This window comes from Vibrio xiamenensis (assembly GCF_900100015.1).
GTDB lineage: Bacteria > Pseudomonadota > Gammaproteobacteria > Enterobacterales > Vibrionaceae > Vibrio > Vibrio xiamenensis.
The window spans coordinates 52563-68219 of the sequence record NZ_FNDD01000004.1 but is presented as its reverse complement, the minus strand read 5'-3'; the positions used below and the strand labels follow the sequence as shown (position 1 = coordinate 68219).

Genomic DNA, 15657 nt, shown 5'->3' with positions numbered 1-15657 from the left:
AGGTGATGCCAAAATCACCAATTTAAAAACACTTTTCAAATGTCGCAAAAATTCAATACAGACATTTTTCACCTCTTTACTATCAATTCACCGCAAGGCTTTTTGCATAGAAAGTCATTGGAGAACGCGGCTTAAATTCACCCAAAGGATAGAGGCGAAAGTATGTCAGACAGCACTAAAATCGATTTCATTTACCTTTCAGAACAAGACATGATTAAAGCGGGCGTAACCGACATGGCGCAATGCGTTGACACCATGGAACAGATGTTCGCGCTACTACACCATGGCGATTATCGTATGGCTGGACCAAACAGTGATTCCCATGGCGCAATGATCACTTTCCCTGAAGAGTCGCCATTTGCCACTATGCCAAAACCGACCGCGGACCGCCGTTTGATGGCGATGCCAGCCTATTTGGGCGGTGATTTTCAGACCTGCGGCGTTAAGTGGTATGGCTCCAATATCGCCAACCGCGAAAAAGGCCTGCCGCGCTCAATCCTGATGTTTACTTTAAACGATGTTGAAACTGGCGCGCCGCTGGCGCATATGTCAGCTAACTTGCTTTCCGCTTATCGTACTGGCGCGGTCCCAGGTGTTGGCGCTAAACATTTGGCACGTAAAGATTCAAAAGTTATCGGTGTGCTTGGCCCTGGCGTAATGGGTAAAACCTCGGTAGCCGCATTTATCGCCGCGTGTCCGCAGATTGATACCGTTAAAGTCAAAGGTCGTGGTCAAAAAAGCCTCGATTCCTTTATCACTTGGTTAAGTGCGACTTATCCGCAAGTCACCACAATTCAAATCGTTGATTCTATCGAGGAAGTGGTACGCGATAGTGACATCGTCACTTACTGTAACTCCGGCGAAACCGGCGACCCGTCAACCTATCCTGAAGTGAAACGAGAGTGGGTGAAAGCAGGGGCGTTTTTAGCCATGCCAGCTTACTGCCGTTTGGACGCCGCCATGGAAACATCGGATGTGCGTAAAGTGGCGGACAGCATTGGTCTCTACGAAGCGTGGTTTGAAGAAGTGCCAAAACCGGCGCACAACTATATTCCGATCATCGGCGTGCGCTTTATGGACATGATCGAGCAAGGCCTGATGGACAAAGCCGAGTTACAAGACTTAGGTGCGATTGTCGCTGGTGATACGGTGGGTCGCCAAAACGATGAAGAGATCATCATTTTGTCCGTCGGTGGTTTACCGGTTGAGGATGTGGCGTGGGGGACGGTTGTGTATCGCAACGCGCTAGAAAAAGGCATTGGCGTCAAATTGAACCTGTGGGATACCCCGGTTTTAAGTTAAAGCCGTGGCATTGATTAACCCATTGAACCCTTTTATCTAAATATCTAAAGCGAAAGGCCATCGCGCCTTTGCTTTTCTAAAGGCAGTACATCATGACTCAAATCGTTAAAGTCAAAACCGGCTCTGCATTTGAACAGAGCGGCAGTTATTCGCGCGTTGTCGCGGTTGATAATTGGATTTTCGTCTCCAATACCGCAGGGCGCAATCCTGACACGAAGCAGATTTCAGAGGATCTGTTTGAGCAGACCGAACAAGTATTTAGCAATATCGAACGCGGGCTAAAAGCGGTCGATGCGTCATTAGCCGATGTGGTCAGCACGCGAGTTTTTATTCAGGACCCAGCCGATGTTGCACCCGTGATGGAGCTATTTGGCGCCAAATTTAAAGGCATTGATCCCACGACCACAGTGACCTGTCCGCCGCTGGGCTCCACGGTTTACAAAGTTGAAATTGAAGTCACCGCTTATCGCGGCGCAGCCGCTAGCGGCACTGAGTATGTGATGGCTTAAGTTCAAGCCCAGTTGTATTTCAAGGAACGAAAGAATGACCAAGACATTAGAGCGTTTTACCACTGAGAGTTTGCTGCCGAAATCAACGCAAGTGGTGATTATTGGTGGCGGCATTGTCGGTGTGAGCGCTGCGCTAACTCTGGCTGAGCGCAATATTCCAGTGGTATTGATCGAAAAAGGTCACGTTGCTGGAGAGCAATCATCGCGAAATCTAGGTTGGATTCGCAAGACCAGCCGTGTTGCTGAAGATGTGCCTTTGTCTTTGGCCGCCGATAAGCTTTGGCAACAAATGCCAGAGCGGATTGGTCGCCGCGTTGGTTATCAGCAGGCGGGCATTATGTTTGTTGCTCGTAGCGAAGCGCAAATGCAAGCGCACGAAAGCTGGTTTGAGTCGGTGAAAGCGCTTGAACTCGACAGTCAGCTACTTTCAACTCGTGAAGTCAGCTCTTTGGTACCCGGCGGAAAAACCGATTGGGTCGGAGCGGTGTATACCCCATCGGATGGCCGCGCTGAGCCAGCACTTGCAACCAGCGCGATGGCGCAAGCGGCTGCGAAAAAAGGCGCGGTTATCATCCAAAATTGCGCAGTGCGTGGTTTGTCGATGGCGGCAGGGAAAGTGAGCGGCGTAGTGACGGAGCAGGGCGAAATCACCTGTGAACAAGTGCTGCTGGCTGGCGGCGCTTGGTCAAGACGCTTTTTATCCCAACACGGCGTTTCTCTACCAACCTTGCCTTTGATTTGCTCGGTTTTGCGCACCAAGCCGATGCAAGGACCGACCGATATCGCGGTCGGCGCACCGGATTTTTCGTTTCGTAAGCATCAAGATGGCGGCTTTATTATCACTCAGCGCGGTGCTTTGGATGCGCCGATTACGCTCGACCACTTACTCGTCGGTCATCGCTATCTTGATCAGCTTCGTCATCAACGTGGTTTTTTACGTATCAAGCTTGGCAAGCATTTTGTCGATGACCTGAAACTGGCGCGGCGCTGGAGTCATCATAAACCTTCGCCGTTTGAAAAAATTCGCACCATGGATCCTGCGTATAACGCTGGCTTAAACAGCGAGGCGCTCACCAATCTTAAAAACGCCTGGCCGATGTTTGAGCAGGCTGAAATCGAAGAGGCGTGGGCTGGGCTAATTGATGTCACGCCGGACTCAAATCCGGTGATTGACCGCATAAATGCGATTCCTGGATTAACCATTGCAACTGGCTTCTCCGGACACGGTTTTGGCACTGGGCCGGCGGCTGGGCAACTGGCTGCAGATCTTGCCACTGGCAGCGCGCCTTTGGTTGACCCAGCGCCGTATCGCTTTGCAAGGCTGTAATTGCAGACATACAGACTATTTACATAACGGTTTTAGTTAACTATTTGGTTTAGTTAGAAAAGGAATAGAAAATGAGTGATTTAGTACAATCAGAACAAATCAGTCGCGCTGAAGGATCAGCAACTAACCAACCAGCGCGAAAAATGGGCTTGGCAACCATGATGGCCATCTGTATCGGATTGGTGATTGTCCAAGGCGCAATGATCTCAGCGACCCAAGGCATAGGGATTGGCGGCATGGCGTTTATCGCTGCCATGTTCGCGGCGTTTATTTTGGCGCAGTTTAATGCCATGAGTTTTGCAGAATTGTCGCTGATGTTTCCGCAAGAGGGGACACTGGCTACCTATACGCAAAAGGCCATTGGCCACTTTCCTGCGATTGTTTCGGTGTTTTCCGGTTACGTAGTGGTCGCGGTATTAGCGCTGCCGGTGGAGATGTTTTTGGTCGACGCTATGCTTGGTGAACTGCTTCCCGGTGTGTTTCCCGCCAAAGTGGTTCCTCTGGCGATTTTGGGCGTGTTGATGGTCACCAACCTTATCGGCGCTGACGTGTTTGCCAAAGTGCAAAATCTGTTGGCGTTTATTTTGGTGAGTGCGCTGATCATTGTTGGACTTGCGGCAATCACGGGTGTAAGCGAGCCGCACCCAACTTTGACTCAAAGTGTTGATTGGAGCTTTGGCGGCGTGCTTGACGGCAGCTTTATCGGTTTGATTGCGCTGGCGATGTGGATGATGGTTGGCGTTGAGTTTATCTGTCCGATGGTCAACGAAGTGGAGCAGCCGCGAAAAAACATTCCTCGTGCGATGCATCTGTCTTTAGTTATGATCTTCGCGATTTTTCTCGCTTTCGCCTACGGCGCCAGTTTGTATCTCAATGTCGACACCTTGGTCGAATCGCCGATTCCTTACTTGGATTATGTTAGTGCGGTATTTGGTCAAAGCGGTTTGATGATCGCAACCATCATGGCGTTGGCCGCGACTTGCAGCACCATCAATACCATTTTGGCGTCGGTACCACGCATGCTTCACGGCATGGCAATGCAAAAACAGGCGTTTCCACAACTTAAAGCGCAAAACCGTTACAACGCGCCTTGGGTGGGGATTGTGATGATGGCAGTGTGTACCGCGATTCCTTTCATGCTGGTGGACATCGACTCGCTAATCGTTTTAGTCATTGCCGCTACCACCAGTTGGTTGTTGGCTTATATCGTTGCACATATTGACGTGCTGGTGCTTCGCCGCCGCCTGCCTAATCAAGAGCGCCCGTATCGCACTCCATTTTTCCCATTGCCGCAAATCATTGGCATTATCGCGATGGGGTATGTGGCGCTTAATAACTCACCGTCGCCTGAAATGACGCAAATGGTCTACAGCATCGCAGGTGGAATACTGGCTGTGATCAGTCTCATCGGTGCGGTGTGGGTGAAATTTTATATGAAGCGCGGTTTGTTTACTCCTGATATGGATTAACCCAGCTTCAACATCAACCAACTAAAACCAAGGCGCTGACATACCAGCGCCTTGGTTGCGTTGAGCGATCGTATTCCAATAGCGATGTTGTCAGATATCGATTGTTGTTAAATATTGCTTGTCGCCAAAACTCGAAAGACAAATAGCAGTTGCTTGATAACCGCAAAAGCCTCAGAATGGCGGACTTTTCGCCGATGAGCTGAGCAAGACTTTTGTCACTCAACCCGATTTAACTGGCGAAACCGTTATTTATCATCAACATTTGAGAATCAATCTATGGGTTTTACCTCTTTAGGTCTATCTGCGCCAATCCTTAAAGCTATTCAAGAAAAAGGCTATGACACGCCGTCGCCGATTCAGGCGCAAGCCATTCCGGCGGTATTGAAAGGGCAGGATGTAATGGCCGCAGCGCAGACCGGAACGGGGAAAACCGCCGGCTTTACTCTGCCTATTCTAGAGCGTTTGTCACATGGGCCGAAAGTGCGTGGCAATCAGGTCCGTGCTCTGATCCTGACACCCACTCGCGAACTTGCTGCGCAAGTGCAAGAAAATGTGGCGCTTTACAGCCGTCATCTGCGTCTGTCGAGTGCGGTGGTGTTTGGCGGCGTCAAGATCAATCCGCAAATGCTGCGTCTGCGTAAAGGTGCGGATATTTTGGTGGCAACACCAGGGCGTTTGATGGATTTGTATCAGCAAAATGCGGTTAAGTTTGATCAACTTGAAGTGTTGGTGTTGGATGAAGCCGATCGCATGCTGGATATGGGCTTTATTCGCGATATTCGCAAAATTCTTCAGTTGCTGCCGGCCAAGCGCCAAAATCTGCTGTTTTCCGCAACGTTTTCCGCTGAAATTCGAGATCTGGCGAAAGGCTTAGTCAACAATCCGGTGGAAATTTCGGTCAGTCCTGCCAACTCAACGGCGCGCACTGTTGAGCAGTGTATCTATCCAGCGGATGCTAAAAAGAAAGCGCCAATGTTGGCAAAACTGATTAACGATGGCAATTGGCAACAAGTGTTGGTGTTTACTCGTACCAAACATGGCGCGAACCGTTTGGCGGCGTTTTTAACCGATAATAACATTGCCGCGGCGGCGATCCACGGTAACAAAAGCCAAGGTGCGCGCACCAAAGCGCTAGCAAATTTTAAATCTGGCGAAATTCGGGTGCTTGTTGCAACCGACATCGCCGCGCGTGGTATTGATATTCCACAGTTGCCGCAAGTGGTGAACTACGAACTGCCAAACGTTGCCGAAGATTACGTGCACCGTATTGGTCGTACTGGCCGTGCGGGTGAGGTCGGTAAGGCTATTTCGCTGGTGTGCGCGGCTGAGGCGGAGGACCTGTTTGGTATTGAGCGCTTGATTCAACAGCTACTGCCGCGAGTTGAGCTTGAAGGCTATAAGCCGACCAATGCGCTGCCAGAGTCGAAATTGGATACACGTCCAATTAAGCCAAAGAAACCGAAAAAACCGAAGAAGCCAAAAGCTGGCAATGGTGAGGTGCAAGCACGCCAACCTGGTGAAGCCAAGCAGGGCGATAAAGCGGCGCGTAAACCGCGTCGCCGTTTTGGTAACGATTCGAGCCAAACTCAGGGTAACAATAAGCCAAACCGCTCGCGTAAACCGAAAAATGCACAAGGCGGCAATAACGGCCAGTCAAAACCAGCGCCGCGCCAAGGGCAAAAGCCGCGCGCTAACAAGCCTTCGCAGTAGCTTGAGCAGGCAGTACTCATAGCGATAAAAAGCGAGCCAATTGGCTCGCTTTTTAGCTTCTAAACCGACTCGGGAAATTAAGCGGCAAGATGATACGAGAGATCGTCAACATCCATAAGCAAGGTGTAACTGTCTTCTCCATAGTAAACAGTTACGGCAGAGTACTCGTCGCTATCAACGCCAACACTATCAAATAAGGCTTGCTGTTCATCGCTCAAGGCTGAAACGACAATGCTTTGAATATCATCGACCAACGCCACACTTGAGTTGACAATCAGCCCTTCGCTCGCAGAGTTATTCTCCGCCAGTAGGGTTTGGTCTAGCTCCAAATCACCATCAAACTCGACATCAACGTATTCGAAATTGGAAAAGTCTAGCGCGTCTGGTGCTTGCTCAAAGATAATTGTGTCGACACCATCGCCACCATCAATACTAAAAATGCCGAAATAATAGTTGTCGGAAGCAGGACCATCGTCATAGTCGTAATAGGTGGTGAAGCTGACGTTATAGGCGATGGTGTCATCCGTGTTGCCAAACTCAAAACTAAAATATTGTGCGCTATCTTCGTCGTAGCTCGCATCCAGTTGATACACGATGTTGTCCGCGCTATAGGTAATATATTGCAGTTCAGTGACTAGCGAATATGTGCTGTCACCGATTTGCAAATCCAAGCTTACCGGAACATCAAGGGTAGCGACGTAATAATCATCGTAGCTATAACCAGAAGTGTATTCGGTCGATTCGATGTAATAGCTGTCTGTACCAGAGAGCAAATTCACGGTCATTTGATCGATATTCTCAGTGACTTCGAAGTCACCAATCACGACTAAACTGCTACCTGCAGCGTTATTGTCTAACAGATCTTGAGTTAAGAGTAAGGTGTCGCCGGAATGGTTATAAATCTTTTCAAAATTTTGAAAGTCTAAACCGTTAACGTCGTCATAAATGAGCAGAGTATCAACACCGCCAGACCCATCGATAGAGCGAGTAATCCCATCATTGGCTGCGGATGCCAGTTCGTATACCACGAGTGAATTCCCGTAGTCCAAGGTGGCGTCAACTTCCAGCCATTGAGAACTCTCGTACTGATACGAACTCCAGAGATTAAAATAACTTAGGCCGGATGTGCTTAACCAATAGGTATCACCGGAACTGCCACTGGTGTGCAGATAGTTAAAGGTGCTGTAGTCAATATCCGATTCTTTAACAATTAAGGTATATTCTTCGTCATACAAATAAGCATTATCGCCATCACCGGTGTACAAGGTGACCGCCACATAGTCTGTGCTGTCGTAACCATTTTCTTCTAGCAGCGCGAGTTGTTCGTCACTAAGCTCGTTGATTGCCATACCTAATAGTGATACATCATCCGCTAATGCGACCTTGCCGTTGACGATTAGTCCTTGTTCAAGCGCGCTGTTGTTGATCAAATCTTGTTCCGTTAGGGTTAAGGTCTCGCCGTCTTCAAGCTCAACATACTCAAAGTTGACGAATTCAATATCGGAGTTATCGCCACTGAGCAGCAAGCTATCAAAACCGTCACCGCCATCGACGCTGCGCTGCTGCGTATCGCTTGCGGCTTCTTTGAGTGCGTAGTCAAAGGTGTCGTCGCCATCACCGAGATCAACATCAAACTCGGTCCATTTTGTCGAATTAGGGTTGGTGCTGGCGGTCATACTAAAAGAGACATAGTCATCGCCAGATCCCATCGTGACTTGGTACAAGTTGCTCCAATGATCATTGTTGCTGTAAGGCGTAAGATAAACACTCACCCCTTGGTCTGAGTCACTTAAGTCTATGGTGGCGCGTTTTGCTTGGTTGATGATAATCGATTCATAATCGCCGTCGGTAATCGCGATATCAACAAAATCGGTGATGGTCAACTGTGAGTAATCACCATCAGTAATGGAAATTTCTTTTAGATCCGCCGCGCCCCAACCCGCTAAGTTTTCGATATCAAGGTCACCATCGTCTAAGTAAGCGGCGAGATAACCGGCTTGGTAGTAACTGTCTTGGTCGAGAATGATTTGGGTGCCATTGTCGACGGTAAGGTCTGCCGCTGAACCTTTTCCGCTGGTATTCGTGGCACCAACAAGAATTTGTGTCATGAAAAGTTCCTCTCATGTCCGAGTTGTGTTAGGTGATTGTCAGCGCTGCGTGAGGGAGTATATCCACAGCCACACCTGTATGGCTCTAGCTAGGAGGGGATTTGGTACTTTTATAATACTGACGAATTTCTAGTCAAAAATGACCATTACTTTTCGGCTCAGAATCAATGCGCGCGCAATATTTTTACTGCGCATTATCCTTTCGCGATGAGTGATAGGGTAGGTATAAGACGGTAATAAGAGGTGAATTTAGTAAGTTGAAACGTCGTTTTAGTTCATTGTTATTTTGTTCGAGTATGAGATGAACCCAATTGGCAGATAAACTCAATTGGTATATAAACCATCAGATGAAAAACATCTGTGTAGATTGAGAAAAAGCGAGCCGATTGGCTCGCTTTTGGGTTGGTGGCTATCTTTGCGTGTTTGCTTAGTATCTCAAGGTCTGCTCAATTTTGCCGCGCTTCATTGTGACGCCAGCATCGCACATATAGTCGATGGTGTGTGGGTCATGGCTGACCAGCAGCATCGTGAGCTTATATTGCTGTTTCAGTTCGTTGAGTAAGTTGAGGATCTCAGCCTGAACCGACATATCCAGCGCCGACGTTGGCTCGTCAAGCAACAGCAATTTGGGTTCGAGTAGCAGAGCGCGTACGATCGCGACGCGTTGACGCTGGCCGCCCGAGAGCTGATGGGGATAGCGATCAATCATATCGCTTGTGAGGCCAACTTGCTTAAAACCCTGCTCAATGCGATCGTCAATCGCATCCATTTTCAGGCGCTTAAGTGGCTCAGCTAAGGTGCGACGCAGGCGATGCTTAGGATGCAGCGAAGCATAGGGATCTTGGAACACCATTTGTACGTCACGGCGTAGCTGACCGCGAAATTGCTGGCCTTGTTCAAGCTCTTGACCCAGCATCGAAATCTGACCAAACCAGTGTGGATTGAGCCCCGCGAGCACCCACAGTAACGACGATTTACCACACCCAGATGGCCCTTCCAGACCAAAGCATTCGCCTTGATTGACGCTCAGGCTGACATTGTGCACCACGGTATTGGCTTGGTTACCTTGGACATGGCTGACACTGACGTTATTAAGCTCAAGAATCGGCATACTGTTTCTCCAAAGCGGTGCGATCCAGAGTCGGCAGTGGCTGACCCCGTTTGTCGATATGTGGCTGACATGACCACAATGTTCGAGTGTAAAGATGTTCGGCGCTGGCAAGTTTATCTGCTGGCAGTTCGTCGACCAGACGACCTTGGTACATGACCATCACTCGTTCACTGTATTGCGCCACTTGTTGTAAATCGTGGCTAATAAGCAGCAGCCCCATATTGCGCTCATCAACCAGGGAGTGAATCAGCTCCAACACTTGATCGCGCATGGCGTGATCGAGCGCCGAGGTGGGTTCGTCAGCAATCAGCAGTTGCGGGTTGCCAATCAGGGCAATCGCCAGCATCACACGTTGACCCATACCGCCAGAGAGCTGATGTGGATACCAGCGGCGCAGTTTGGCTGGCTCCGGTAAACCGACGGCTTCCAGCATGGCTTCGACGCGTTCGATACGCTCACGACGCGGCAATTTGTGATGCAAAATCAGCGTTTCTTCAATCTGCATGCCGATGGTACGCGCTGGATTGAGCGCGTATTTCGGATCTTGCAACACCATCGCTACTTGATTGCCGCGCAGACGGTTCCACTTTGCTTGACTAAGTGAAAGTACCGGCTCGCCCAGTAGCTCAAGTTTGTCGGCGCTGGGGTGACAGGCGCTTGGCAGCAGCCCCATCAAGGTGCGTGCTGTTAGCGATTTGCCGGAGCCAGATTCGCCAACCAACGCCACCCGTTCACGACCGATGCTAAAACTCAAATCTTTTACCAATGATCGGCCAGAATCGAGCTGAATATTGAGGTTTTCTACCTCGATAAGAGGGCGGTTATTTTGCATGGCGTGGGTCCAACTTATCTCGTAAACCATCGCCTAACAGGTTAAAGGCGAGGCTGGCAAATAGAATCGCAAAGCCCGGTACGGCAGCGACCCACCATTGATCAAAAATGACTCGGCTGCCACTGGCGACCATTGAGCCCCATTCTGCGGCGGGTGGTTGAATCCCCATGCCTAAAAAGCCCAGTCCAGCAGCTGATAAAATAATGCCACCCAGGTTGAGCGCGGCGCGCACAATCGCACTTGGCAGACACAAAGGCACAATATGACCAACAATCAAGCGCCAACCGCCAATGCCTTGCATTTTTGCGGCGGCTAAATAGTCGCTGCGGCGCAGTGCGAGGGTTTCGGTACGCGCTTGGCGAGCAAACGATGGCCAACTGGTGAAGGCCAGCGCCAGCGCGCCATTCATTAGCCCGGGGCCTAAAATGGACACTAAGGCTAACGCAATAACCAGGCTAGGTAGCGACATAACAATGTCGGTAAATCGCATCAGCAGTCTTTCGGTCCAGCCACCAAAGTAGCCAGCGCAAATGCCAATCATCAGTCCTATCGGCACGGTAATAATGACCACCAGAGAAACCAACACTAGCGTTGGGCGCGCGCCATACAGCACGCGAGTCAACAGATCACGGCCAAACCGGTCGGTGCCAAACCAGTGCAGCGTGCTTGGCGGTGCAAGACGTTCACTGATGTTTTGCACGTTTGGGTCATAGTGGGTAAATAGCGGCGCAAATATCGCCGTAAGCAGCAAAATCGCCACTAAAATCAGGCCAAAATTGAAGGTGTTAAACCATTTTGGCAGCGCTAAGCGCGAATTGTGTTTTGTCATTAGCGAGTCCTCGGGTCGACCCAGCGAGTAAGAGCATCGGCCAGAGCATTGAGCAAAATAAAGCAGCTACCAATCAATAGGGTGGACCCCAGTACCGCCGCGGTATCTGATGCAAACAGCGCGGTGGTGAGATAGCGGCCAAGTCCAGGCCATGCAAACACGGTTTCAGTCAGTACTGCGCCTTCAAGCAGACCGGTGTAGGAGAGGGCAAGGATGGTAATCAACGTGCCGAGCACATTCGGGAAAATGTGCGAGAACAAAATTCTTGCGCGGCTTGCGCCTTTGGCCTGCGCCAAAATCACATACTCTTTATTGCTCTCTTCAAGCATCACGGCGCGCAAAAGGCGGGTGATGGAAGCCATTGACAGTAGCGAAAGTACCGCAACAGGCAGCCACAAATGACCAAGCGCATTGAGTATGATTTCACTGTCACCAGAGCGCAGCGCATCCCACAACACAAAGCCACTATTAAATTCCATGGTGTAGGTGTAAATGTCATCCAAACGCCCAGGGCCAGCCGACCAGTGCAAGGTGGCGTAAAACAGCAATAGCCCAAGTAAACCCAGCCAAAACACCGGTACAGAATAGCCCAACAGTGAGATAAACCGCGCGACATGGTCGATGATGCTGCCCGGTTTATACACCGCGAGACAAGCCAAAGAGATGCCGAGCAGTGCGCCAAAAATCATCGCCACTGTCGCCAGCTCAAGTGTCGCTGGAAAGACGTGTTTGAGATCCTCAACCACGGGTTGCTGGGAAACTTGAGATATGCCTAAATCGCCCTGCAACAAGCGCTCAACATAACTGAAAAATTGCACCGGTAGCGGGTCATCTAAGCCGAGTTGGTGACGCGCCTGCTGGTAGGTCTCTTCGCTGGCGTGATCGCCAACCAGTTGCAGCGCAGGATCAATCGGTGCGGCACGTGACAGTACAAAGGTGAAAATTAACAGCCCAAACAGGGTGAGTAAAAAGGACGAAAAGCCGCTCAGCAAAGGCTGAAAGCGGCTTGTCCATAACCGGCTCAATGAGCCGGATAAGGGGTTGGTATTATTCATTGATCAAACAACGTTATTTAGAAACAAAGTTATGTATAAACACAGTTATTTAGAAACGTTTTTGTAGAACACCATTTCCGGCGTAATGCCTTGCACGTAGCCTTTGATATCGTCACGCAGTGCGACCAATTTCTTGTTTTGCAAGCCGACAACATAAGGGGAAGACTCACGGACCTGGCGTTGCAGATCTTGGTAGATCGCGGTGCGTTTGGCGCTGTCGGTTTCTGAGCGTGCTTCCAGCGTCAGTTTATTCAGCGCTGGAATGTGCCAGTTGGCGCGCCATGCCAGCGTCTTACTGCCGTTTTCTGGGTTGTAGGCAAACGCAGAAGCGTTGGTGTGCGGGTCAAAGTAGTCAGGGCCCCACGATGTCAACGTCGCTTGGTATTTATGTGCTTTGACATTGGTAGCGATCTGGCTGCTCACACCCGGGATAAGCTCAACATCGATGCCTGATTTAGCAAAGCTTGATTGCAGCGCTTGCGCGATATCTAAGTATGGCGGTTGGTTAGAAACCACGAGCTTAAAGTGTGGATTGCTAATTCCGGCGTCTTTTAGAATCTGCTTGGCTTTTTCTGGGTTGTATTGATATGGCTGATCATCCAGCGCGCCATTAAAGCCGACTGGCAAGAACGATTGCTGAACTTGGAATTGACCGTGCATTAGGTCTTCAGCAATGCCTTTGTAATCAAACGCGTAGCGCGCCGCTTGCCAAAACTCTGGTTTACCAAGGGCTGGGTTATCGGCGTTCTCAACGTTAAACATCAAGTAATAAAGCGATGCGTATGGCAAGTTAAGCGTCTTCACACCTGGCTTGTTTTGCAGTGAGAAGTATTGGTCAGTACCTAGGTTGCGAACTAAGTCTGCATCACCTTGCTCAAGCAGCAATTGACGGGTTGCTGCGTCTGGGACGTTTTTCAGCAATACATATTTAAGCTTTGGCGCGCCAGATGGTGAGCTTGGATTGGCTTCCATCATCAGCACTTGCGATGGCACGTATTTGCGCAATTTGAACGGGCCGCTGCCAGCGGAGTGGCTATTTAGCCAGCCGTGGCCAAGGTCGTTTTCTTGGTCGTGCGCCATGGCAGTTTTTTGGTCAACGATGGATGCGGCTGGCGCTGAAAGTAGGCTGAGTACGAAAGACGGGCCGACATTGACATCCCAAGTCAGTTTCACTTGGTTCGCCGAGACTTTCGTCAGATGGCTATCAACGTTGTCTTTGTTCCAACCCAGTTGAGTCAGAATAAACGCTGGCGCAAGGTTAAGTTTTACCACGCGACCTAGGCTGAAAATTACATCCTCTGGGCGAACAGGGTTGCCAGATGAAAACGTCGCGTTGTCTTTAAGTGTGAAAGTCAGGCTGTTTTGCTCTGATGCCCAAGAGGCGGCTAACGTTGGTTGCAACTCGGTTGGGTTATTTGGGTTCGATTGCACAAGGCGTTGATAAAGGTTGTTAAAGCTTTGAACAGAGGAAAGCTCAAAACCTTGCGCTGGGTCTAGGCTAGTTATGTCGTCAAGAGACTGTGCCACAACCAGTGTATTATCGGGGGTTTTGGCATAGCCATTGGCCATGCTCAGTGCAAGCATCAAGCTTGACACAACAACGGGGAATGTTTTCATTTATTTTCCAATCGAGTCTGTTTTTTTAATCCAACCGAGGAGCAGAACGGCATCCTACAAAAGTTGATGAAAATCACATTTAGAAAATAAACGAAACAAATTGTTACAACAATCGCTTTGTGTCACCAAACTATAACTTTTTTCTATGGCTTGAAGCGAAAAAGCATAATCCTGATGAATTACTGAGCAGTTTTGTTTAAAAACAGAACTTTTGCCCTATTTTGGTGATAAAAGCATCATTATCCATGTGTTGCTGATAAGCGATGTTGATAGGGGATGACGCAGTGGGTTGTGATAAAAGCTGAGAAACAAGACAGAGATAAACAAGACAGAGATAAACAAGACTGAGTGAGAAAATAGTCGCGCGGCGGCGGGTAACTCGACGGTTTATTTAATAGACGGTTTATTGAATAACAGCAGTCACCGCATAGGGGTGACTGCTGCAAAGCGCATCGTATTAAACGACTTACAGCTGAGTCATAAAGGTGCCTTGTGGCTCAACGGGTAAGTATTTTTTGTAGAACGCTTGGTAAGCTTTGTTTGGCTCAAGGTCTTTAAACAGCTCTGGATACAAAGCTTTAGCGTAGAACTGAATCATAGCGCCGTCCAAAATAGTACGACACGCGCCGTGGTAGGCGGCGTACATGCGGTTGTTTTGAACTGCGCTAATTGATGACCAACCGACGCGCTGTTTAAAGCCCGCTAAGCGCTGCTTGGCAACTTGTTCGTCAACGCCTTGACCCATCAGCATAGAATCTTCGCTGCTGCCTGATTCATAACCTGTCATCACAATTACATCTGGATTGTCAGCAATGATCATCTCAGGGTTCATTTTGCCCCACCATTCAACGTATGGCGCAGCAATGTTGTCACCGCCGGCCATGGTTGCAATCGCGCCCCACATGTTTTTGCCAAAGGTATAACCGAGTTCGCTGACACCAGCAGCGCCATATTCGGTATAGACTTTAGGTTTTGGCAGATTGGCTTTTGCCAAACGTTCACTGATCATCTCAGCATTTTTTTGATATTCGCTGGCGATCTGTTTAGCACGCTCGCTTTGACCGGTAATCACACCAATCAGCTCAGTACTGCGCACGTGGCGTTCAACGGTTTGTGCGTTGTAATCAACTACCAAAACGGGAATGCCTGCTTGTTCAATTCGCTCAATATCAGAGCCAAGTGCTTTAAACTGCCAATCAGCAAGCATTAGAACGTCTGGGTTTAGGCTAATCACTTTTTCAACTGAGAAAGTGTTGGTATCAACGCGGCCAATGCCCGGAATTTTATCCAGCGAAGGGCGATGTTTGACGTACAGATCCCAGTTCGCAGAACGCGCTTGCCAAATGTATTTCGACATTCCGACCACATGGTCATAAGCGGCTTCGGTACCGATCGCCATGTAGTCTTCTGGATAGAAACCGACTACCGCACGCTGAGCGGGGGCATCAAACGTCACTTCGCGACCGAGCACGTCGGTCACTGTGGTCATTTGTGCGTACGATAAAGAGCTAAAAGCAAGCGCTGCAACGCTTAAAAGTTGTTTGTACATCAAATAAAACCTTTGTTATTGGAGTGATTTACGTCCATGACTAAAATTTTCACGCTCACAAAACGGCATTGAGCGCGGCTGATTATAAGTTTGTAAATAAAACTTATGCAAACAATTCTCATTAACAAAGTGTAAAAATATAACTGATATTCATTATCACCTTGTTGTGGTAGCATGCGCGCAATAAAAAACACCACTGCGAATGTTGCATATTCGTGAGTCGGTGATGCTCAACTTGA

12 protein-coding genes are annotated in these 15657 nt (G+C 49.2%); 5 read left to right on the top strand and 7 right to left on the bottom strand.

Going from position 1 to position 15657, the window contains the following annotated elements:
- Window positions 1-162 precede the first annotated feature (162 nt).
- The 5 genes from BLS03_RS04810 to BLS03_RS04790 all read left to right on the top strand — a co-directional run bounded on the left by BLS03_RS04810 (window position 163) and on the right by BLS03_RS04790 (window position 6317).
- Entirely contained in the window at window positions 163-1302 is a 1140-nt protein-coding gene (locus BLS03_RS04810; protein ID WP_093269418.1) for an ornithine cyclodeaminase family protein, read from the top strand.
- Between the two features lie 92 nt (window positions 1303-1394).
- Entirely contained in the window at window positions 1395-1811 is a 417-nt protein-coding gene (locus BLS03_RS04805) for a RidA family protein (RefSeq protein WP_093269414.1), read from the top strand.
- Between the two features lie 34 nt (window positions 1812-1845).
- Window positions 1846-3138, top strand: a complete 1293-nt coding sequence (locus BLS03_RS04800) for an NAD(P)/FAD-dependent oxidoreductase (RefSeq protein ID WP_093269411.1) — start codon at window positions 1846-1848, stop codon at window positions 3136-3138.
- Between the two features lie 71 nt (window positions 3139-3209).
- The gene (locus BLS03_RS04795; RefSeq protein WP_093269409.1) at window positions 3210-4607 is read left to right on the top strand and encodes an APC family permease; all 1398 of its coding nucleotides are present in this window, start codon (window positions 3210-3212) and stop codon (window positions 4605-4607) included.
- Window positions 4608-4883: 276 nt separating this feature from the next.
- Window positions 4884-6317 (top strand): DEAD/DEAH box helicase, encoded by a 1434-nt coding sequence (locus tag BLS03_RS04790; protein WP_093269406.1) that lies wholly within the window; start codon window positions 4884-4886, stop codon window positions 6315-6317.
- Window positions 6318-6394: 77 nt separating this feature from the next.
- Here BLS03_RS04790 and BLS03_RS04785 read toward each other — a convergent pair whose 3' ends face one another.
- From BLS03_RS04785 to BLS03_RS04755, 7 genes are all read right to left on the bottom strand, one after another.
- Window positions 6395-8425, bottom strand: coding sequence for a hypothetical protein (locus BLS03_RS04785; RefSeq protein WP_093269404.1), 2031 nt, complete (start codon window positions 8423-8425; stop codon window positions 6395-6397).
- Between the two features lie 427 nt (window positions 8426-8852).
- Window positions 8853-9536, bottom strand: coding sequence for an ABC transporter ATP-binding protein (locus BLS03_RS04780; protein ID WP_218121984.1), 684 nt, complete (start codon window positions 9534-9536; stop codon window positions 8853-8855).
- The gene (locus BLS03_RS04775; RefSeq protein ID WP_093269401.1) at window positions 9523-10368 is read right to left on the bottom strand and encodes an ABC transporter ATP-binding protein; all 846 of its coding nucleotides are present in this window, start codon (window positions 10366-10368) and stop codon (window positions 9523-9525) included. Before BLS03_RS04775 ends, BLS03_RS04780 begins: the two co-directional genes overlap by 14 nt.
- Window positions 10358-11197, bottom strand: a complete 840-nt coding sequence (locus tag BLS03_RS04770) for an ABC transporter permease (RefSeq protein ID WP_093269399.1) — start codon at window positions 11195-11197, stop codon at window positions 10358-10360. The genes BLS03_RS04775 and BLS03_RS04770 overlap by 11 nt, the downstream gene beginning before the upstream one ends.
- Window positions 11197-12252 (bottom strand): ABC transporter permease, encoded by a 1056-nt coding sequence (locus BLS03_RS04765; RefSeq protein WP_093269396.1) that lies wholly within the window; start codon window positions 12250-12252, stop codon window positions 11197-11199. Before BLS03_RS04765 ends, BLS03_RS04770 begins: the two co-directional genes overlap by 1 nt.
- A 45-nt stretch (window positions 12253-12297) precedes the next feature.
- A complete protein-coding gene (locus tag BLS03_RS04760) occupies window positions 12298-13869 on the bottom strand; it encodes an ABC transporter substrate-binding protein (protein ID WP_093269394.1) in 1572 nt (523 codons plus the stop codon).
- 466 nt (window positions 13870-14335) lie between these two features.
- Window positions 14336-15418 (bottom strand): ABC transporter substrate-binding protein, encoded by a 1083-nt coding sequence (locus tag BLS03_RS04755; RefSeq protein WP_093269391.1) that lies wholly within the window; start codon window positions 15416-15418, stop codon window positions 14336-14338.
- Window positions 15419-15657: the final 239 nt, after the last annotated feature.